17 protein-coding genes are annotated in these 21,791 nt (G+C 59.4%); 4 read left to right on the top strand and 13 right to left on the bottom strand.

Going from position 1 to position 21,791, the window contains the following annotated elements:
- Positions 1 to 24 precede the first annotated feature (24 nt).
- Positions 25 to 453: a helix-turn-helix transcriptional regulator gene (locus V3390_RS07105; protein ID WP_331703934.1), complete on the top strand. Its 429-nt coding sequence runs from the start codon at positions 25 to 27 to the stop codon at positions 451 to 453.
- A gap of 46 nt (positions 454 to 499) precedes the next feature.
- Here V3390_RS07105 and V3390_RS07100 read toward each other — a convergent pair whose 3' ends face one another.
- From V3390_RS07100 to ndk, 13 genes are all read right to left on the bottom strand, one after another.
- Complete coding sequence (locus tag V3390_RS07100) at positions 500 to 3,691, bottom strand: tetratricopeptide repeat protein (RefSeq protein ID WP_331703933.1); 3,192 nt, start codon at positions 3,689 to 3,691, stop codon at positions 500 to 502.
- A 73-nt stretch (positions 3,692 to 3,764) separates the two neighbouring features.
- Complete coding sequence (locus tag V3390_RS07095) at positions 3,765 to 4,289, bottom strand: helix-turn-helix transcriptional regulator (protein WP_331703932.1); 525 nt, start codon at positions 4,287 to 4,289, stop codon at positions 3,765 to 3,767.
- A gap of 340 nt (positions 4,290 to 4,629) precedes the next feature.
- On the bottom strand, positions 4,630 to 5,886 hold the full coding sequence (locus V3390_RS07085) for a tyrosine-type recombinase/integrase (RefSeq protein ID WP_331703930.1): 1,257 nt from the start codon (positions 5,884 to 5,886) through the stop codon (positions 4,630 to 4,632).
- Positions 5,887 to 6,187: 301 nt separating this feature from the next.
- The gene (guaA, locus tag V3390_RS07080) at positions 6,188 to 7,756 is read right to left on the bottom strand and encodes a glutamine-hydrolyzing GMP synthase (protein WP_331688630.1); all 1,569 of its coding nucleotides are present in this window, start codon (positions 7,754 to 7,756) and stop codon (positions 6,188 to 6,190) included.
- A 71-nt stretch (positions 7,757 to 7,827) separates the two neighbouring features.
- Positions 7,828 to 9,285, bottom strand: coding sequence for an IMP dehydrogenase (gene guaB / locus V3390_RS07075; protein ID WP_331703929.1), 1,458 nt, complete (start codon positions 9,283 to 9,285; stop codon positions 7,828 to 7,830).
- A 26-nt stretch (positions 9,286 to 9,311) separates the two neighbouring features.
- Positions 9,312 to 10,184, bottom strand: coding sequence for a bifunctional methylenetetrahydrofolate dehydrogenase/methenyltetrahydrofolate cyclohydrolase FolD (gene folD / locus V3390_RS07070; RefSeq protein WP_331703928.1), 873 nt, complete (start codon positions 10,182 to 10,184; stop codon positions 9,312 to 9,314).
- Positions 10,185 to 10,215: 31 nt separating this feature from the next.
- Positions 10,216 to 11,316: a molybdopterin-synthase adenylyltransferase MoeB gene (moeB, locus tag V3390_RS07065; RefSeq protein ID WP_331703927.1), complete on the bottom strand. Its 1,101-nt coding sequence runs from the start codon at positions 11,314 to 11,316 to the stop codon at positions 10,216 to 10,218.
- Positions 11,317 to 11,333: 17 nt separating this feature from the next.
- Positions 11,334 to 12,737, bottom strand: coding sequence for a ribosome biogenesis GTPase Der (der, locus tag V3390_RS07060; RefSeq protein WP_331688626.1), 1,404 nt, complete (start codon positions 12,735 to 12,737; stop codon positions 11,334 to 11,336).
- A gap of 27 nt (positions 12,738 to 12,764) precedes the next feature.
- A complete protein-coding gene (bamB, locus tag V3390_RS07055) occupies positions 12,765 to 13,916 on the bottom strand; it encodes an outer membrane protein assembly factor BamB (RefSeq protein ID WP_425493046.1) in 1,152 nt (383 codons plus the stop codon).
- Positions 13,917 to 13,951: 35 nt separating this feature from the next.
- Complete coding sequence (locus V3390_RS07050; RefSeq protein WP_331688624.1) at positions 13,952 to 14,581, bottom strand: YfgM family protein; 630 nt, start codon at positions 14,579 to 14,581, stop codon at positions 13,952 to 13,954.
- 47 nt (positions 14,582 to 14,628) lie between these two features.
- Positions 14,629 to 15,576, bottom strand: coding sequence for a helix-turn-helix domain-containing protein (locus tag V3390_RS07045; protein WP_331703925.1), 948 nt, complete (start codon positions 15,574 to 15,576; stop codon positions 14,629 to 14,631).
- Positions 15,577 to 15,611: 35 nt separating this feature from the next.
- Positions 15,612 to 16,769, bottom strand: a complete 1,158-nt coding sequence (rlmN, locus tag V3390_RS07040; RefSeq protein WP_331703924.1) for a dual-specificity RNA methyltransferase RlmN — start codon at positions 16,767 to 16,769, stop codon at positions 15,612 to 15,614.
- Positions 16,770 to 16,801: 32 nt separating this feature from the next.
- The gene (gene ndk, locus V3390_RS07035) at positions 16,802 to 17,230 is read right to left on the bottom strand and encodes a nucleoside-diphosphate kinase (protein ID WP_331688621.1); all 429 of its coding nucleotides are present in this window, start codon (positions 17,228 to 17,230) and stop codon (positions 16,802 to 16,804) included.
- Between the two features lie 208 nt (positions 17,231 to 17,438).
- On the opposite strand from ndk, the gene V3390_RS07030 reads away from it, so the two are divergent.
- Genes V3390_RS07030 through V3390_RS07020 form a run of 3 tightly spaced genes read left to right on the top strand, consistent with a single transcriptional unit; the run spans position 17,439 to position 21,672 of the window.
- Positions 17,439 to 18,050, top strand: a complete 612-nt coding sequence (locus V3390_RS07030; protein ID WP_331688620.1) for a TetR/AcrR family transcriptional regulator — start codon at positions 17,439 to 17,441, stop codon at positions 18,048 to 18,050.
- A gap of 21 nt (positions 18,051 to 18,071) precedes the next feature.
- Positions 18,072 to 20,447: a 3-hydroxyacyl-CoA dehydrogenase/enoyl-CoA hydratase family protein gene (locus V3390_RS07025; protein ID WP_331704335.1), complete on the top strand. Its 2,376-nt coding sequence runs from the start codon at positions 18,072 to 18,074 to the stop codon at positions 20,445 to 20,447.
- Positions 20,448 to 20,463: 16 nt separating this feature from the next.
- Positions 20,464 to 21,672, top strand: a complete 1,209-nt coding sequence (locus tag V3390_RS07020) for an acetyl-CoA C-acyltransferase (RefSeq protein ID WP_331703923.1) — start codon at positions 20,464 to 20,466, stop codon at positions 21,670 to 21,672.
- Positions 21,673 to 21,791 lie beyond the last annotated feature (119 nt).

The raw sequence follows: 21,791 nt of genomic DNA, 5'->3' as shown, positions 1-21,791 counted from the left end.
TGCCGATAGGTACTGAAATTCACCATGTCTCCATACAGCGTATTCATGGAGTTCGAGGTGAAAACCCTATCGCAGGCATCCAATGTTCTCGACGCCGCCCTTGGCCAATCTCTCCCCTTGCCTGGGACGGAAGCCTATGAGGCGCTGCCACAGTTCCCCAAGCGCAGTCCGCTTCCTTTCCGGCGCACCATCCGCCGCCACGAACTGCGTCAGATTGTCCCTTTGGCTGAAACAACGATTTACGAAATGGAGCGACGCGGTGAGTTCCCGCGCCGCTTCAACCTGACACCAAGGTGCGTCGTATGGGATCTGGCTGAAGTGGAAGCCTGGATCGAGATGCGCAAGCAAGCCTCGCGATCCAACTCCACAAACGTCACCAAGGGGCCGGATGTCAGACAGCGCAAGACACGCCCCATTCACAGGTTCACAACTGAACCAGATGCCACCATCTAAACATGCAGCTTGGCACTACGTTTCAATCACCGTAGCGATCACGGCACTACTCGGGTTCAAGCGCCATCATTTCTATCTCATGCTCCCCCACCTCTGACGCATTCTTTACGCTCAATTTCCGCTTCAGGATGGCAAGCTCCAGCAGGAACTGCGGTGAACTCCCGCTCCGCAATATCGCAGGCACAAGCAAGTAAGCTTGCGATCGCCCATACGCGTCGAGAAAGCGCACAAGGTTGGCATCGGATTCCGCGTGCATTGTTTGAATTCGAGACGCCACCATTAATGACCCGTTGCCAGAACGTTTATCCTCGGAGGGTAGCCGCGAGGTGATGAGTACGCGATAGTGAGCGGGATTCTCAGCAGAGATGCCACGAACGATCGCAATGTAGATATCTCCATCCTTGTCGATCTCCCCAAAACGTTCGCGCCAGCGCTGAAAGATCTTCCTAGCAGCATCCTCATCCGTAAACATCAGGGCGATCGCGGGCGGATAAGCCGCCCCCCAGTCGGCAAATGCCGCGCCAGTCCACCCTGCGCGATTCCAAAGATGCAAATCGATGACTGATCGGACACCAAGGTCGCGGTGATTTTTCGGCCAAGAGGGGCTGCTCGTATCGATTGCCGCAGCATCGTCATTCTCTACAGCAGCACCCAGCGCGCGGCGACGGATACACGGGCGCGATTGCACCAACGGGAATGACGTCGTCGCCAACTGTGCCCAATCACCGAGCTTTGATACAGCCTTCTTAAAGATGCGCTGGCGGCTGTTCCCGGCTACAACAATCATCGACACCCGATCGAGTACAGCTTCGTTCGTAAAGAAGCGTTCGACGGTCTGCTGCAAATCCTTCACGAAGCAGGTGGCTGCGAAGATCGTCGCAGCCAAACCAATCAATGCCCTCTGAACCTCATCTTGTCGTCCATATGTAGCCGGCGCCAAGCCAACAGGCCAATTAACAATCGCGGCCATTCCTTCCTCGTCAACCACGAAGTCAGGTGCGAGCACGTCAGCACCCTCTTGAATCGAGATACGGAAGTTTTCAGTGTGCGCTGCAGCGCCAATCTCAGGAGCTGTCGCAAAAAGCGCCTCAATGACTCCAACGACCGACTCGGCCACAAGGATCGAAGTCTCCGACATCTGGTAGTGAACCACAATCCGCATGCCCTGCACTCTCGACACATAAGAGTGCGAATCTGACTCGTTGAAGACGACTGGCCCATGCAAGTTGTCGGATACTGGTTGACTAGCGAGCAATGTGAAGAACTCTGCAATACTCTCTGGCGTTTCCTCCTTCGGTATAGAACCCTCATCGCGGAGCACTGCCTCATAGCCGAGCGCGTAGAGCAGCGAATTTCGACTCTGGTGCAAGCCAAGCCGATCAAGAACGTCGGGTAGTTGAACAACTTGCTCAAGCTCTGCTGATGTGAAATTCAGCAACTGGCTACCAAGAATGAGATCGAACTCCATAAGGCGCTTCGCGACACGCTCATTGGAGGCGTCGTCGAGCGGAAGCCCTGCCGCACAGCCTCGAACCAGTCGAACGGCTTCAAGACAATCTGGCAAATGCCGCAGTTCGACAGCGATCCAAGCAAGCATCATGACAGTTGGCACGATTGAGGCCGGAAGATCGCTATTCTCTTCAGCCTCGATGAATATCGAAGCCATTGCAAAAATGCAGCTTGCTCGCGCGGCCCATAGCAGTCCGGCACTGCGATAAGCCAGCGTGAGAAGTTGCATAGTCTCGATCAGCGCGTCGGCATACTCTTTCTTGGTGAGCTGCCGCGCGGCCTTGCCCAGCAACCTGATCATTTCGAAGTTGTCTTCGAAATCGAGCTGCTGAGCGCGCCTGAGGAGTACGAGTGCTCCCTGAGCTTCGCCAGTGCGCTCCGACACGAACGCCGCAACGTCGTCGACAAGGCGGGTATAGCCCTGATCCTTTCCCGCGACGTTGCCAAACACCTCAATCATTTTAGTCAAGCGCTCGGCAGCAAACTCGCCCAGACCATTTGCTTGCTCGATCACCTCAGAAAACTGCGGCCAAAGTGAGCTGAGTCGTTGAGGATCTTTCTTGAGCGCCGCCCGATTGACTTCGATAACAAGTAGTGAGGTTCGCGCCTCCAAAGAATTGTTTGGACGATCATGGTCCGCCACCATCGCCTTTAATCTGTCGCTCAGTCGAGCGATGCGCTCCTCCAGCTTGGCCTCATCGGAAGTCAAATGCTGATGAATGACCGAGTTGAACAGCAGTTGAGCCAAGTTACACAGAAGCTCAAGGTTCTTGGCGTGATCCGTGTCGATCACGAGCTTCTCGAAAGCGTCATAGCTGGCGTTCAAGTGCGCGACATCGTCAAACCACCAGAAGGCGGTCCAGATCCATTCGTAGTGCGCTTCAAGCGTCTGACGGGAAGTACCATCTCGTTCGGCCAATCGAATTGCGCGTGCAAACCGCCCATCCGTTTCTGTTCGTGGACGCTCCAAATTGCGCGAAAGCTTGGCCGCAACCAAAGCCTCCGTCACGCGCTGCATTTCCATTCCGGAAAATGCCTCCGGGTTGCCGATCAACTTCTCGACATCTTCGAGTTGCCGGGAGCGAGAATAGTCCGTCGGCCCCAGTCGGCGCGCGTCGGCAATCTCTTGTCCAACACCGAGGTAGTTAAAAGCGAGGTCCCTGCGATCACCACCAACGACCTGCTCAACGATCCAGCTCCGATCAAGAATGGTGACGGTCAGGCCATATTTCTTGGTGAGTTCGTCCTCGACCCGAGCGCGGTCCTTCGCACGGGCGAACTGTGCGGTAACGCAATAGACCTTCTGATAGCCACGCTGCGTCTCCGCAATGCCTGCCACGTCGTTGCGAGCTTTCTCTGCCCACGTCTTCTTAGCGCTGAAGGCGAACGCCCAACGTTCCTTACCGGAATTCGGTTCGCCCACATACGTAAGAGTTGCGATCTCGTCCGCAACAGGAATGGTTTCGGTATCAGCCTTGCTGTCCCCACCCCCTTCGGGTCCGGTGGCAGGTTTAAGGTTTGGGCAAATCGTGCGCTCACACAGCTTGCGGCAAAAGAGCTCAAAGTCGTGAGTCTGGTTGCGTGCGGTAATGGTGTCGAGGCTGTACTCAAGCGTCGTTGCGTCAAGCAGGTAGGTCGTGCGATCAGTCGTATCTGAGTAGAGCGCAGGACGCAGTTGGCGCATGAACTCCGATGGTGATACTTTCTTTTTTTGCACTCCCTCAGTCATTCATCGCCTCTCTAGAAAACTAATGGCATCATCGTACCTATTCGACGAGCAGGAAAAGATCAATTCACAGCCCTCATCCAACGAGAGATTCCAGCTCCCTGGAAGCTGAGCGCGATAACCGCCGCCCCTCCTTGGCCACGTTGACCTGCAAGGCAACGCACGCCACCTCCAAAACGTCCATGGCCAGCGAGTAGCTACCCTTTGCCTGCAGCCAGGTCAGCACATCCGCCAAGTGCCAGATCGATGCGCTGCCTTCATGCACTGGCGCTGGGAAGGTGCCCGGATGGGCCAGCATCAGCTTGCGCATGTTCTGCCGCGACACGCCCACGATGTCGGCCACGTCGGTCAGCCCAACCAGATCCGGTGCGACCTCGATCAGCCTGGCCGCTGGCACGGCGCTCCGCACGTCGGCCAACGCGCTGCGCACAGCCGCGTCCGCACTGTCCGCCTCGCGGGTGAACTCCAGCGCGAGCCGCCCCGGCTGCCCGATGCCGACCAGGGCATCGTCGCACCCGGCATCGCCCAGGCGCTCGACCAGCGCATCCGGGTCACGGTCATCGTCGGCGAGTTGGTATTTCAGGGTGAAGGTGTATTCCATCGTGCTATTCCTCGGCATCGTCGGCTGCCTCCTGCTGCTTGCGGTGCGTCGTGCAGTTGTCTACGACTCGCCGCAAGGCGCGCGCATGGTTGCCAGGGTTCTTCGGCGTACTCCACACGCTGGTGATACAGAACTCGCCGCAGCGACACTCCGCATCGTTGTATGGACAATAAATCCGCCCCCAGGCGTGGCTACCACCGACTTCCACGTGCCAGCCCTGCTCTTCGGCGTGCCTGAGTGCTTCCTCGACTTCTTTCTTCGGATGAGAGGACCGAGCCATCAACAGTCTCCAGTATGGGAATGATTGCCAAGGTTGTCAAGTGACAACCTTGGCCCTGCCTCAGGCCATCGCACTCAACACCGGCACGACCACGTTCTCCGGCATCAGCTTCGGCACGTAGGTCTGCCCGTCGATCCAGGCATCGACCATGTTGGCCCACTCCTGCAGCATGTGGCGCCGCTGCTCGGCGTACTCTGCCTTGTTGTAGATCGAGCGCGAGGAACGCCCTTCTTCGTGCGCAAGGCACTTCTCGATCCAGTCTCGGTTGAACCCGATCTCATTGAGCAACGTCGAACCCGTGCGGCGCAGATCGTGGACGGTGAACGGCTCCAGCGGCAGGCCTGCTGCCTTGGCCCGCTGCGCCACGATCTGAGTGACCCGATTGAGAGTCGCGTGAGACATGCAATGGTCTGAGTCGTAGCGCGATGGCAGCACAAACTTCGCGCCGGCCGCGCAAGTGTGCAGTGCCACCAGGATGTCCAGCGCCTGACGCGACAGGTAGACCACATGTGGGTTGCGCCCCTTCATCCGCTGCTTCGGGATGGTCCAGGTCGCGTTCTCGAAATCGACCTCGTCCCAGGTGGCCTCGATCAGCTCGCTCTTGCGTACCAGCGTCAGCAGGATCATTCGCAACGCCAGCCGAATGGTCGGATAGGTGGCCACCGACTCCATCTGCCGCGACATCAGACGGATCTCCAAGGGCGACAAGGCACGGTCCTTGGGCACGAAGGTCGCGATCGACGCCGCGCCCACGTCGGCCGCCGGGTTGTCCACCTTCTCCCCATGCAGGATGGCGAAGGCATAGACCTGCTTCACGATGTCGCGAATGTGCACCGCGGTGGCCGGGGCTCCCCGCCCTTTCACCTTGCCGCACAAGGCGCGCAAGTCGTCGGCGGTGATTTCGTTAAGCAGGCGGTTCTGGAAGGCCGGCAGGATGTCCCGATCGACGATGCTCTTGCGCATCGCTCGCGTGCTGTCGGCCATCCGGGCACCGGCCATCCACTGGGCGGTCATGTCGCCGAAGTTCTTGGCGGCGGTCAGGCGGCGCTTCTCGCGCTGCTTCTCATGCGCCGGGGACTTGCCCTGGGCAACGGCCTTCTTGGCATCCAGCAGCTTTTCGCGGGCCATCGCGAGCGAAATGCCGGACGGCCCATACCGTCCAATGGTCAGCGTCTCGCGCCGGCCGTTGAGACGGTAATCGTAGCGGAAGGTGACGGTACCGGTGGTTGATACCGCTACGTACATGCCGTCGCGGTCGGAAGCCTTGTAAATTTTGGACTTAGGCTTGAGATTGCGTAGTGCGGTGTCGGTAAGCATCGAGGTTTTTCCTCCTGTTCATGACGGCTTTTACGGTCAGGGGTCAGGAGACCTGCTGATGCTCGGAAAGCCGCATGAAACAAGCTTTCCTGAGGAGTGATTTACCGTCAAAGACCGGTTTGGTCTGGATAGTAAACGGGAGGGTCTTAATCCGGCCTCCGGTTTCTACCGTCACCTCTACCGCCAATCCGTTTTGCTGGTCGGCGATAGCCACCGATAGCTGCCGTGACGCATTTCTTTCTAAATCAACACGTTACGACAGTTTTTTGATAGGTAACGATAGTCCCCGAAGGACCTGATTTCACTCCCACTCAATTGTGGCGGGCGGCTTGCCGCTGATGTCGTATACGACCCGCGAGACGCCGCGCAGCTCATTGATGATCCGATTGGAGACGGTGCCAAGCAATTCGTACGGCAGGTGCGCCCACTGGGCCGTCATGAAGTCGATCGTCTCGACAGCACGCAGGGCAATCACCCACTCGTACGCGCGCGCATCACCGACGACACCAACGGACTTGACGGGCAGGAACACCGCAAACGCCTGCGAGGTCTTGTCGTACCAGCCGGATTTGCGCAGCTCATCAATAAAGATCTGATCAGCCATCTGCAGGATGCGCGCAAATTCCGGTTTGACTTCGCCGAGAATGCGAACGCCCAGACCCGGACCCGGGAACGGATGGCGATAGACCATTTCGCGCGGCAGACCGAGCTCGACGCCCAAGCGACGCACCTCGTCCTTGAACAACTCGCGCAATGGCTCCACCAGGCCCAGCTTCATGTCTTCCGGCAAGCCGCCGACATTGTGGTGCGATTTGATGACGTGCGCCTTTCCGGTTGCACTACCCGCCGATTCAATGACGTCGGGATAGATCGTACCCTGCGCCAGCCACTTAGCGTTAGAGAGTTTGGCCGACTCTTCGTCAAAGATTTCAACAAACAGATTGCCGATGATCTTGCGCTTGGCCTCGGGATCGTCGACACCTTTGAGTGCTTCGAAATAGCGATCGGCGGCATTGACGCGAACCACTCTGACACCGAGGTTGCGCGAGAACATGTCCATGACCTGATCGCCTTCGCGCCAGCGCAGCAGACCGGTATCCACAAATACGCAGGTCAGCTGTTCGCCGATGGCCTTGTGCAGAAGCGCAGCAACCACTGATGAATCGACGCCGCCGGACAGACCCAGAATGACTTCGTCATCGCCGACTTGAGCACGGACGCGTTCGATCTGGTCTTCGATGATTTTAGCGGGCGTCCAGTTGGTGGCGCAGCCGCAGATTTCCGTCACAAAACGGCGTAGCAGATTTTCGCCTTGCTTGGTGTGCGTCACCTCGGGGTGGAACTGCACGCCATACCAGCCCCTTGCATCATCGGCGAAGGCTGCAACGGGGATCCGATCCGTCTTGGCAGTGATGGTAAAGCCCGGCGGCGCAACGGAGACGTGATCGCCGTGGCTCATCCAGACGTCGAGTTTCGGGGGGGAACCAGGATGATCTTTGAGCCCATCGAACAGACGGTCCTCGGCGATCAATGACACCTGCGCATGACCGAACTCGCGCTGATCGGCGGCCTCGGTAGCACCACCCAATTGCGCCGCCATGGTTTGCATGCCGTAACAGATACCGAGAATCGGCAGACCGGAATCAAAGACCTGCTGCGGAGCACGTGGTGCGCCGTCGACGGTGGTCGATTCGGGACCGCCGGACAGGATAATGCCACGCGCGCCATAGGCCGCGATGTCATCGGGATTATGATCCCAGGCCCAGATCTCGCAGTACACGCCAATCTCGCGAATACGTCGGGCAATCAGCTGCGTGTACTGCGCGCCGAAATCGAGGATCAGAATCTTGTCGCTGTGGATATCAGTCATGGCAAAGACAACTTAAGGGTCTAATGAAAAACGAGGAGCGCCATTGCGGGTCGCTCCTCGGTGACAGGGAATTAGCGCGAACGGTAGTTCGGCGGTTCCTTGGTGATTTGTACATCGTGCACGTGGCTTTCAGTCGAACCGGCATTGGTGACGGTGACGAACTCGGGCTTGGTGCGCATTTCTTCGATGGTAGCGCAGCCGACGTAACCCATCGTGGCACGCAAACCGCCGGCCAGCTGATGCACGATAGCGCCCAACGGACCGCGGTACGGAACGCGACCTTCGATGCCTTCGGGCACTAGCTTGTCGGCATCGGAGGCATCCTGGAAGTAGCGATCCTTGGAGCCCTGCTCCATGGCACCCAGCGAACCCATGCCGCGATAGGCCTTGTACGAGCGGCCCTGGAACAGTTCGACTTCGCCCGGGGCTTCTTCAGTACCGGCGAACAGACCGCCGATCATGACGGTCGAGGCACCGGCGACCAGCGCCTTGCCGATATCGCCCGAGTAGCGGATACCGCCATCGGCAATCAGGGGGATGCGATCCTGCAGCGCTGAAGCGACCATGTCAATGGCCGTAATCTGCGGCACACCCACACCGGCGACGATGCGGGTTGTGCAGATCGAGCCCGGACCCACGCCGACCTTGACCGCATCGGCACCCGCATCCATCAGAGCCAACGCCGCATCCCCGGTAACGATGTTGCCGCCGATCACCTCGACTTGCGGGAAGTTCTTCTTGACCCAGGCCACGCGTTCGATCACGCCTTGCGAGTGACCGTGCGCGGTATCCACCACCAGCACATCAACACCGGCTTCGGCCAGGGCAGCGACGCGCTCTTCGGTCTCACCACCGACACCGACGGCCGCACCTACGATCAGCGACTCGTGGCGGTCGTAGGCGGCGTTCGGGTTGTCCCGCTTTTTCTGGATGTCCTTAACGGTGATCAGGCCGCGCAGTTCAAAGGCATCGTTAACCACTAGTACCTTTTCAATGCGGTGGCGATGTAGCAGATCCAGCACTTCGGCGTCGGGGGCGCCTTCGCGGACGGTGATCAGCCGCTCCTTTTTGGTCATGATATGGCGGACCGGATCATCGAGTTTCTTTTCGAAGCGCATGTCGCGCGAGGTGACGATACCGACCAGCTGACCGCCATCGACCACCGGCACGCCGCTGATATTGCGAGCTCGTGTCAGAGCCAGCACATCACCGATGGTGGTGTCGGGCGAGACCGTGAAGGGTTCTTTGATGACGCCCGCTTCGAACTTCTTGACGTAGCGGATTTGCGCAGCCTGCTCGGCGACGGTCATGTTCTTGTGGATGATGGAAATACCGCCGAGTTGGGCCATGGCAACGGCCAGGCGCGCTTCGGACACGGTATCCATGGCAGCCGACACAATCGGCAAACCTAGGCGCAAATTACGGGTCAGGCGGGTTCCGAGCTGCACATCTTTGGGCAAGATGGTCGAGTGAGCCGGAATAAGAGAAACGTCGTCGTAGGTTAGTGCTTCAGCCCGGATGCGCAACATAAGGTCACCTGAGAATTTGAAGCGGTTTATTTTACCATATCAAGCGCGTCGGCCGCTTCGAGCGTGTTTTGCATAAGCGTCGCCACCGTCATGGGGCCTACCCCACCCGGCACCGGGGTAATCCAGGAGGCCCGCTTGGCCGCCTCCGCAAAGCCGATATCGCCCACCAGTCGCCCATCTTCGAGGCGATTGATGCCGACATCAATGACGACGGCGCCCGGTTTGACCCACTCGCCGGGGATCAGCCCCGGAATGCCCACGGCCACGACCAGAATGTCGGCGTTGCGCACGGCAGCCTCCAGCGTTTCTGGCTTGGTGAATTTGTGGCAGCTGGTCACGGTGCAGCCGGCGATCAGCAACTCGAGCGCCATCGGGCGACCGACATGGTTCGACACGCCAATGATGGTGGCGTCGGCACCGCGCACCGGGCGGTCGGTATAGGCGAGCAAGGTGGTGATGCCACGCGGCGTGCATGGCCGTAAGCCGAACTGACGCAGTGCCAAGTGGCCGACGTTCTCCGGATGGAACCCGTCGACGTCCTTCTCGGGCGCAATGCGATGAATGATGCGGGTGCCGTCTCGGTTGCCCGGCAGCGGCAGCTGCAGCAGGATGCCGTGCACGCTCGGATCGGCATTGAGGCGGTCAATCAGCTCGATGAGTTCCTCATCGGTGGTACTCGCCGGCAGATCGTAATCTATTGCTCTGATACCCACGTATTTGGCAGCGCGGCGCTTATTGCGCACATACACGGCCGAAGCGGGATCGGCGCCGACCAGAATCACTGCCAGTCCGGGTGCCGCCTGCCCTGCTGCAAGACGGGCTTCTACGCGAGTGCGTAGGCCATCGAGCAAATCATCGGCAATGCGTTTGCCATCCAGAATCTTGGCGGTGTTCGTCATGGAGTCGAATCGGTTACGGCGGGCCGTGTAATTATCGCATTGTTGGGTGACCGCATTGCGGGCACTCGGGATCTCGCTGCAGTCGGCTCTCGCGCATGCGCATGGTCAGCGCATCCACATGCAGTACGCGGCCGCTCAAGGTCTCGCCAATGTCCAGCAGCAGCTTAAGCGTCTCGGTCGCCTGAATCGTGCCGAGCAAGCCAGGCAGCACGCCGAGCACGCCGGCTTCGGCGCAATTGGGCGCAAATTGGGCGTCGGGCGCTTCGGGGAATAAGCAGCGGTAACACGGCATCGCTCCGGGCTGGCGCAAGTCGAACACGGCCGCATGGCCATCGAAGCGTTGAATGGCAGCGTAGACCCATGGCTTGCGTTGGTCGTGGCAGATTGCGTTCACCAGGTGACGCGTAGCGAAGTTGTCCGCGCCATCGACCACAACATCGGCGTTCTTTAGCAGATCCGCGGCATTGTCGCTTGTCAGACGTTGTGCGACGGCATGCACGGTGATGCGCGGGTTGAGCGCGAGCAAGCGGTCGCGTGCGGACTCCACTTTTAGGCGTCCGATATCGGCCTGACCGTGCAGCACCTGACGTTGCAGGTTGCTGAGTTCGACGCGGTCGTCGTCGATCAGGGTCAAGGTACCGACGCCCGCTGCCGCGAGATACAAAGCCACCGGCGAGCCGAGACCCCCGGCACCGACCAGCGCGACGTGAGCGGCGTTGAGACGCGCTTGGCCTGCGGGGCCGACCTCGGGTAGCAGCAAGTGGCGCGAATAGCGTTGCGCGCCCTCGTCGCCGGCTTCCCAGGGCAAGCCGGCTGCGAGCCAGGCGTCAGAACCGCCTTCGACTATGGCGCGCACATTGAAACCGGCGTGATGCAACAGTTCGGCCGCACGTTGAGAACGCGGGCCTTTCTGACAGATCACGAGAATCGGGGTTTGGCTTAAGTCGGCTGCGGCGGTTGTGTCACGTTCTAAAACGGACAGCGGCAAATGACAAGCCGTCCGCGCATGGCCGGCATCGAACTCTGCGGACTCGCGGACATCAACCAGCAGGGCGGACTCGGCTTGCATGCAAGCGAGTGCGGCCGCCGGATCGAGTGCGGTTATTGCTGTAGAGGAATCGGGCGTAATCATCGCTATCGCGATGCGGATTAGCTGCCGCGTCGTTTGACGTGACGGATCAGGCGACGCTTCTTGGCAATCTGGCGTTCGTTCAGAACGTTCTTCTTGCCTTCGAACGGGTTTGCGCTGTCCTTGAAAATAAACTGCACCGGGGTACCGATCAGCTTGAAACGCTTGCGGAAGAAGTTTTCCAGATAGCGTTTGTAGCTTTCCTGCAGCGTTTTCAGACGCGTACCATGCACCACAAAGGTTGGCGGATTCAAGCCGCTGGGATGGCAGAAGCGCATCTTGGCGACATGACCGCGGACCACTGCCGGCGGATTGGTTTCGTAGGCAATTTCGAGAGCCTTGGTCGCCTCGGACGTCGAGATCGGAGTCGTTGCCGAGCGATGTGCACGGTGCACGGCGCGGAACAGTTCCAGCAAACCCGACCCGTGCTTAGCACTGATGCGGACGCGTTCGGCCCACGGCACAAAGGCGAGCTTGCGCGACAGCAGGTCTTCGGTTTGCTGACGCTGATACTCGGTCTGGCCATCCCACTTGTTGACGGCAATTACCAGTGCACGACCGGCATCGAGTGCATAACCGAGCACGCTGGCATCCTGATCAGTAACGCCCTCGCCTGCATCAAGCATGACGACGGCCACCTGGCACTGTTCAATCGCCTGCAATGTCTTGAATGCCGAGAACTTTTCGACGGCTTCATCAACCTTGGACTTGCGGCGCAAGCCGGCGGTATCAACCAGGCGATACGGCTTACCCTCGCGCTCCATGTCGATGGCCACCGAGTCGCGGGTCGTGCCCGGCACTTCGGAGGCGATCATGCGCTCTTCGCCAAGCAGACGGTTAACTAGCGTGGACTTGCCGACGTTGGGGCGACCGATAAAGGCGATGCGAATACGGTCCGGATCCGTGTCCAGCGGATCGACCACGCCCTCTTCGGGGAGGTTTTCGAGAATGGCCTCCATCAACTCGTCGATGCCCTGACGATGCGCGGAAGATGTGGTGATCGGATCCTTGAAGCCGTAGTGCGCAAACTCGGATTCGACGGCGTTCAGCGAAACACCATCGATCTTGTTGATCACCAGCAAGGTCCGCTTGTCGGCTTTGCGCAGCCACTTGAGGATGTCGTCATCGAGCGCGTTGGCGCCGTCACGTGCATCCACAATAAACAGAATCAGGTCGGCCTCTTCGGCGGCGGCACGGGCTTGACGCGTAGTCGCACCGGCCAGACCTTCGGACGCTTCGGCAATACCGCCGGTATCCACCACGGCAAAATGACGTTGATCTTCGGGGCGGGCGACGCCGTAATGGCGGTCACGTGTAACCCCCGGCTGATCGTGTACCAGCGCATCGCGCGTACGCGTCAATGCATTGAACAGGGTGGACTTACCGACGTTGGGACGACCGACGAGTGCGACTAGTGGCAACATGAATTTAGACTCGACGGCCGTATACGTTTATTGACCGACGCGGAATGCGCTGACGTTGCCGGCGGTATCTTGCACCAGCAGCAGGTCATTCACAACGATCGGGTTGCTCTTGATTGGAGCCTTGCTCAGCTTGGCACGACCGGCCAGTGCGCCGTCATCGAGACGCAACCAATGGACATAGCCCTCAACATCGCCGACAGCGACGTAGTTGCCATGCACCACCGGCGAATACAGACGACGGTTCTTGAGCTGTTCGTTTTTCCAGATAGCAGTACCGGTGCTCTTATCGAGACCCCAGACGAGACCCTGTGAATCGGCCACGATCAGCGCGTTGGCTGCCGGTGCAGCCCGGCCGACACCACCGTGCTCCGACGTCCACAGCACGCGGCCGCTCGGGCCGTCCATTGCCAGAGTCGAGTTCTTGAAGCTAGTGGCATACAAAGTGGAGCCATCGAGAACAGGTGATCCGTCAACGTCAGCCAGACGTTCCAGATCGGTGCGGCCGATGGGTTCACCGACCGGCGCATCAAATACGACTTGGCCGTTGCTCAGCACCAGCGCACTCATGGTGCCATCGTCATTGCCGACGAAGGCCACGCCCGGCCCCAGGGTAGCGGCATCATTGCCACGAACCGTCAGAGCCGGCATGTCATGTGCCGTGAACCAGCGCCGTTCACCGGTTTGCAGATCGAAGGCGGTGAGGCGGCCATCGTTGCTGCGAATCAGTGCCAGACCTTGACCGACGGTCGGAGTGGCGATCACTTCGTTCGAAACTTTTTGCGACCATTTCAGGGCACCGGTGGTGGCATCCAGAGCAATGACTTCGCCATCGAGACCGCCAACGACAACAACGCCCTCGCCCACACCGGGACCGCCGCTCAAACGCGACTTGCTGGCATGAGTCCAGACCGTACGACCGGTTTGCAGATCGAGTGCACGAACACCCGAGGTCACACCGGCGGCGTACACAAAGTTGCCGTCGCTGGACGGACCTTGACGCGCACCGATGGAATCTTCGCCCTTGCCCACACTTGCACTCCAGGCGCGCGTCACGGCGGCGGTCGGGTTCAATGCAACCAGCGCGACGGGCGCGTGGGCATCGACCTCTTTCTTGCCAAAAATATTCTTGACCGAGGCACAGCCGCTCAGGCTCAGCACGGACACAATGGCCGCAGCCATCAGCGAGCGGGTCAACAACGAACGGGAATTCTTCATTACGGGGCCTCTGCCTTGACGACGGGCGTGCCGCCGACTTGAGTGAGTTTCAGTTCAACAACCTGACGACTGGCGGATGCCGAATCCATATGCGTTAATGCATCGGAATACGACTTGCGTGCCGCTTCGAGTTGCTGATCGGCGGCGTAGGCATCACCCAATGCCTCAAGCGCGTCCGGTGTTTTGCGCGGAGCCAGCAAGCTGATCGCCTGCTTGGCACTGCCGGTTTCGGTATACAGGCGAGCCAGGCGCACATCGGTCAGTTCGCGCAGCTCGGTATCCTTGGTGTCAATCTTCTTTAGGGTGGCGATGGCTTCGGCCGACTTACCGGCAGCGACTTGCGAGCGCGCAAGGTGCAACATGGCCAGGGCCTTGTATGCAGGCGTACCAATCGCATCGACCTTGGCAGCCGCATCGGCGCTACCTGCGTTGATGGCATCAACGGCCGCGGTATAGCCATCGGCAGCAGCCATGCCCTGACGGGCGCGGTGACCCTGGTACCAGTTTAAAGCCCCAAGCAGACCCAGACCGAGCAACAGGCCCAACAGGATGGAGCCACCGTTCTTGCGCAGCCACTGCTGCAGTCGAACACTCTGTTCGTGTTCGTCCAATAGATCATCAATTGCCATTCAATACCGCAATGTGTCGAGTTGTGTGAAATGCAAGGCGCAAACGATTAGCGCGAAGCGGCGACCGGATGGCCGTCCGTTCCGATTGTAAGGTTTGCGACAGAGCCCTTGGTGAAGCCCGTGATGTCTGCTGGCTGACCGTTCACAATCATCTGCACTTGTTCGGCCGCGCCGATGCGTGCCTTGCCCAGCTGACCGACAGCAAATTGCTTGACGGTACCGGCAGGTTGCAGACCTTGTTCAATGACCGAACCGTTAGGACCGATGAACTTTACCCAGGAATCCTGATTAAAGCGGAACACGATTCCGTTCGAAGGCAGACCGGTCAGCGACGCCGCAATAGGTTGACGCGAATCGGGACCCGGCGTCATGGCGCCGACGTTGGCATTGAAGCCGGCCAACGCAGGATCTGGTGCCCCAGTTGCAGCTGCAGTTGCAGGCGCAGCGGTGGCTGCTGCGGTCGTAGCCGTGCCAGCAGGTTGCGTCGAAGCCACCATCGGCTCCTGCGCCATTGCAGCCGGCGGCAATTCCTCGGTGATTTGTGCGGCTTCTGCAGTGGCAGCCGGTCCATCGAGCGGACGCGTTTGCGGCGTCTCTCCACGGAACAGATTCAACGAAGAGATCACCGGCACGGCGACCAAGGCGGTGACCAGAAAGTACAGCGCGTACTGACCGGCGCTCGCCACAGCACGCGAGGTCGACGTGGTGGTTTCGCGCACTTGCAGAACCGGCGCCGGATTATCGAGTGCCATCAGCTGCTGAATGTCCGGCACGATGTCGACGCCGAGCGCGCGCGCATAGCTGCGCAGCTGTCCGCGAACGTAAACCGGCGTCGAAAAAATATCGCCCTCACCGGCCTCGAGCTCGCGCAACACCTTAGGCGTGAGCTTGGTGCGATCCGATAACTCCTGGATGCTCTGCCCCGACTGCTCCCGAGCCAGTTTGAGTTTGAGTCCGGCGTGCTGATACAGCTCTCTCGCGGCGGTCGAGTTCATGGCAGAAGGTCCGGTTGAAGCGGGTGCGGTGTCGGTCATTGCGATTGCGTTTGGGCGAGGTGCTGTAGGAATTGGGCTTGGCGACGCGTGCGATCCATGACTTGACCTTTCAGCTGCCCGCAGGCGGCGTCAATATCGTCACCGCGCGTGCGACGGACCATGGTCAGAACCTTGGACTCCATCATCAGCGTCTGGAACTCACGAATACTGGATTCCTCGGGTCGCTCGAAGCGAGTCCCGGGGAACGGATTGAACGGGATGAGATTGACTTTGGCGGCGTCTTTCATCTGCACCGCATTATCGAACTGCCGCATGAGTTTGGCCAGACCACGCGCATGCTCAGGGCCGTCATTGACGCCCTTCATGAGGGTGTACTCAAACGTCACGCTGGTGCCCTTCTTGCGCTTGGCATAGCGCACACAGGCAGCCATCAGCTCGTTGATGGGGTACTTGCGATTGAGCGGTACCAGTTCAGTGCGAAGCTCATCGAACGGTGCATGCAGGGACACGGCCAGGGACACGTCTGCGACCTCGGCGAGTTTGTCGATTTGCGGCACCATGCCGGCAGTGGACAGCGTCACGCGTTTGTTGGCCAGGCCGTAGCCCAAGTCATCGCGCATGATGCTCATGGCCCGCACGACATTGTCGAAGTTGGCCAGCGGCTCGCCCATACCCATCATCACCACGTTGGTGAGACGACGTTGCTGATGCGGGATGTTGCCGAGCGCGCGTGCGGCAACCCAGACCTGACCGATGATTTCGGCAGTGCTGAGATTGCGGTTAAAGCCCTGAGTTGCGGTGGAGCAGAACTGACAGTTCAGCGCGCAACCGACCTGCGAGGACACGCACAGCGTGCCGCGGTTTTTTTCAGGGATATAAACGGTTTCGATGGCGTTTCTGGGATCCATACCCAACAGCCATTTCTGGGTGCCGTCATCGGAAATCTTGTCGAACAGCACCTGCGGCACATGGACCACGGCGCGTTCTTCGAGTTTGGAACGCAGAGCTTTGCCGAGATCCGTCATCTCGGCAAACTCTGTGACGTAGCGGTGATGGATCCATTTCATGATCTGGTGCGCGCGGAACTTTTTCTCTCCGATGGAATCGAAGAATTGCTCCAGACCTGTCCGATCCAGATCAAACAGATTGACCCTGGTTTCGGTATTGGCTGGGGCTGGCGTCACGGCACTCATGTCGAAAACTGAAATGGATCCGATTCCGTTACTTAGCGGCCGGCGTACACGGCAGTCGCCGGGAAGAAATACGCGATTTCAATCGCCGCATTTTCCAGCGAGTCGGAACCGTGAACGGCATTGGCATCAATGCTGTCAGCGAAGTCGGCGCGGATGGTACCGGCGGCGGCTTCCTTGGGGTTGGTGGCGCCCATCAGATCGCGGTTCTTGAGCACTGCGCCCTCGCCTTCGAGGACTTGCACCATCACGGGGCCCGAGATCATGAACTCAACCAGCGCATTGAAGAACGGACGTTCGCGGTGCACAGCGTAGAAGCCTTCGGCCTCAGCGCGCGACAGTTGGACCATCTTGGCGGCGATGATTTTCAGGCCACCTTGTTCAAAACGCGAATAGATCGGACCGATGACGTTCTTGGCGACAGCGTCGGGTTTGATGATCGAGAGGGTGCGCTCCAGCGCCATATGGGACTCCAAAACTAAAGAGGGATGATTAACTTGTAAAGTCTAGCAAAAAACCATCAGAAAATCACGGAGTTAGCGCCGATATTTCGCCTGCGGTAGGAGCCGCGGCACCGATTTCCATACGCCTGCGGACGGCCGCGTTGACACGGATTCAGCGATTGCCCTATCCTCAAACGATCGTTTGAATCGAAAACGGCAGTCACCTCCTATGACCCAGGCGTTCTCCACCAAGCATCGGATCCTCGGCGCCGCCGAAGAGCTGTTTGCCAGACACGGCTTCGGCTCGACCAGCCTGCGGCAAATTACCAGCCATGCCGATGTCAACATCGCCGCGGTGAACTATCACTTCGGCAGCAAGGAAAACCTGGTCGAAGAACTGTTCCGCCGCCGCATGGACCAGATGAGCACAGACCGCCGAAATGCCTTGCAGAAAGCACTTTCCGACAAAGACGTGACCTTGGAATCGGTGTTACGCGCCTACATTGAACCGGCGCTGCAGATGGGTCGTAAACACAACGGCGGGCACTTCGTTCGCATTCTGGCGCGGGCTTATGCGGAGCAGAACGATCGCCTTCGCAAATTTCTCTCTGAAAATTACGGCAGCGTCCAACGCGACTTTGCCAAAGCAATTGACCAAGTCCGTCCCGGACTCAGCAAGGAACAAATGTACTTGCGGCTCGACTTTGTCGCCGGCGCATTGACGTACACCTTGTCGGAGTTCGGCATGGTCAAACGGGCGGCCGGCGTGTCCGAAGCCCAGCACCTGGACAAGCTGACAGACACTCTGATTTCCTTCTGTTCGGCTGGCTTTAAATCCTGATTTTTCAATATCTTATAGGACATATATAACGTGATACATGTAAAACGGGTTGCGGTTCTCGGAGCCGGCGTGATGGGCGCGCAAATTGCGGGCCACCTCATCAACGCAGGTGTGGATACGATTCTGTTCGACTTGCCGGCCAAAGAGGGCCCGGCGAACGGCGTGGTCACCAAGGCGATTGCCAATTTGGGCAAGCTAAGCCCTTCGCCGATGGCGATTAAGGGTTCCGAAGGCCGTATCGTCGCCGCCAATTACGATGAGCACCTGGCGCTGTTGGCCGATTGCGATCTGATCATCGAAGCCATCGCCGAACGCATGGACTGGAAGCAGGACCTGTACCGCAAGATTGCTCCGCACGTGAGCGACAAGGCGATCCTGGCCTCGAACACCTCCGGCCTTGGAATCAATGCCCTGTCCGACGTGCTCCCTATTGCGTTGCGCTCGCGTTTCTGCGGCGTGCACTTCTTTAATCCGCCGCGCTACATGCATCTGGCCGAACTGATTCCGGCCCAAAGCACCGATCCCGAAGTGCTGGCTGCACTCGAAACCTTCCTGGTCACGACCATGGGCAAGGGCGTTGTGATTGCCAAGGACACGCCGAACTTTATCGGCAACCGCATTGGCGTGTTTGCAATGCTCGCAGCGATGCATCACACCGAGCAGTTCGGTCTGGGCTTTGATACCGTCGATGGCCTGACCGGTCCGCTAATTGGCCGGCCGAAGTCGGCTACCTACCGCACCGCCGACGTGGTCGGTCTGGACACCCTGGCTCATGTCGTCAAGACGATGGCCGATACGTTGCCGAACGATCCATGGCATTCATTCTTTAAGACGCCGACGTGGTTGCAGCAACTGGTGGAAAAAGGCGCGTTGGGTCAGAAGGCCGGCGCCGGTCTGTACACCAAGCGCGGCAAGGACATCATGGTCCTGGATCTCAAGGCCGCAGACTATCGCAACAGCGACAACGCCATCGATCCCGAAGTGCTCGCGATTCTGAAAGAACGCGATCCGGTCAAGAAGTTTGCTGCTCTGCGCGCCTCCTCGCATCCGCAAGCACAGTTCCTGTGGGCCGTGTTCCGCGACACCTACCATTACTCCGCTTACCACCTGGCCGATATCGCTGCGACTGCACGCGATGTCGACTTTGCACTGCGCTGGGGCTACGGCTGGTCGCTCGGTCCGTTCGAAACCTGGCAAGCTGCCGGCTGGCAAACGGTTGCCGACTGGATTGCCGACGACATCCGTCAAGGCAAATCGATGGCCAATGCTCCCCTGCCCAACTGGGTCTTTGACGGTCGCAACGGCGTCCATTCGCCGTTGGGTTCCTACAACCCGACGACGCAAGTCGACGATGCTCGCTCGACCAACCCGGTGTATGCCCGTCAGCGCTTCCCCGATCCGTTGCTGGGCGAGTCCTTCGCCAAGGGCACCACGCTGTGGGAGAACGACGGCGTGCGGCTGTGGCATGACGAAGGCGATGACATCGGCGTGATCTCGTTCAAGACCAAGATGCACACGGTCAACGATCACGTTCTCAACGGCATCCAGGAAGCGATCCGCGTTGCCGAATCGCAACTGCGCGGAGTGGTGATCTGGCAAGCGTCCGAGCCCTTCTCCGCCGGTGCCGATCTGGCCGGTGCGCTCGGTCTGCTGAAAGACAACAACTATGATGCGTTCGAAGCGATGGTCGCCAATTTCCAGCGCACTTCGCAAGCCATCAAATACGCGTCGATTCCGGTGGTTTCAGCCGTTCGCGGCTTAGCCCTGGGTGGCGGTTGCGAATTCCAGATGCATTCGGCCCGTGCCGTGTTTGCACTCGAATCCTATGTCGGTCTGGTCGAAGCCGGTGTCGGCCTGCTGCCCGCCGGTGGTGGTCTGAAGGAACTGGCACTGCGTGCCTCCGAGCGTGCCGGCGCCAACGGCGATGTTCTGGCCGAACTCAAGACCGCCTTCGAAAGCGTGGCAATGGCCAAGGTGTCGAGCTCGGCGCCCGAAGCCAAGTCGCTGCATTTGGCACGTCCGGATGACGTGGTCGTCCTCAATGCCTTCGAACTGCTGCATGTGGCCAAGCAACAGGCCCGTGCACTGGCCGAAAGCGGTTACCGTCCGCCCTTGCCTGCCCGCAACATCCGTGTTGCCGGTGATGTCGGTATTGCCACTTTCAAGATGATGCTGGTCAACATGCTCGAGGGTTACTTCATCTCCAAGCATGACTATGACATTGCAGTGCGCATTGCCACGGTACTGTCCGGCGGCAACGTCGATCGCAACACCGTCGTCGACGAAGAATGGCTGATCCGTCTCGAACGCCAGCATTTCGTCGAACTGGCCAAGACCCAAAAGACCCAGGAACGCATCGCGCATATGCTGACCAACGGCAAGCCGCTGCGCAACTGAGCAAGGAATTCAACTCATGACTAAGATCATTCAAGACGCTTATATCGTTGCCGCTACCCGTACGCCGGTCGGCAAGGCCCCGCGCGGCATTTTCCGCAACACCCGTCCCGACGAAATGCTCGCCCATGTCCTGCGCAACGTCGTTGCCCAGGCACCCGGCGTGGATGTCTCGCGCATTGATGACGTGATCATCGGCTGCGCCATGCCTGAGGGCGAGCAAGGCATGAACGTCGCCCGCATCGGTGCATTGCTGGCCGGTCTGCCCAATCACATTGCGGCCCAGACCGTTAACCGTTTCTGTTCGTCGGGTCTGCAATCGGTCGCCATGGCAGCTGATCAGATCCGTCTGGGCAATGCCGATCTGATGCTGGCCGGCGGTACCGAGTCGATGTCCATGGTGCCGATGATGGGCAACAAGGTCGCGCTTTCGCCGCAAGTGTTTGCCAAGGATGAGAACGTCGCCATCGCTTACGGCATGGGCATTACGGCCGAAAAGGTCGCCGAAGAATGGAAAATCTCGCGCGAAGACCAGGATGCGTTTGCTGCCGATTCGCATCGCAAGGCCTTGGCCGGGATTGCATCCGGTGCGTTCCGCAACGAAATTTCGCCGTACGAGATCATCACCCGCCAGCCGGATCTGGCAGGCGGCTCGATCAAGGAACGTCGCATCGTTGTGGAGACCGACGAAGGTCCGCGCGCCGATACCACGGCCGAAGGCCTGGCCAAGCTGCGTCCCGTATTCCGCAACGGTCAGTTCGGCGGCAGCGTCACTGCCGGCAACTCCTCGCAGATGAGCGATGGTGCCGGTGCTGTGCTACTGGCTTCGGAACAGGCCATCAAGGACTACGGCCTGACCCCGCTGGCCCGTTTCGTGTCGTTCTCGGTTGCCGGCGTGCGCCCTGAAGTCATGGGCATCGGTCCGATTGCCGCGATTCCCAAAGCGCTCAAGCAAGCCGGCCTGACTCAGGATCAGCTCGACTGGATTGAACTTAACGAAGCCTTTGCCGCGCAGGCACTGGCTGTCATCCGCGATCTGGGGCTGGATCCGTCCAAGGTCAATCCACTGGGCGGCGCCATCGCGCTGGGCCATCCGCTCGGTGCCACCGGCTCGATCCGCACCGCGACGATCACCCATGGCATGAAGGCCCGTGGCGACCGCTACGGCATGGTCACCATGTGTATCGGTACCGGCATGGGCGCAGCGGGTATTTTCGAGTCGCTGTAAGCGCATGTAAGCAGCGCACAATCGTCTCGTTTGAGCGCATTTGTTAGTCAAGAGCAACGGTCGTTGCGAGGAATTTGACGTTCTCGCTGCGGCCGTTGCCGTTTTTACTGGGCTTTTCC

The organism is Aquilutibacter rugosus (assembly GCF_036541335.1).
Taxonomy (GTDB): domain Bacteria; phylum Pseudomonadota; class Gammaproteobacteria; order Xanthomonadales; family Xanthomonadaceae; genus Aquilutibacter; species Aquilutibacter rugosus.
The sequence above is the reverse complement of the archived record's forward strand: the minus strand, read 5'-3'. Positions and strand labels throughout refer to the sequence as shown.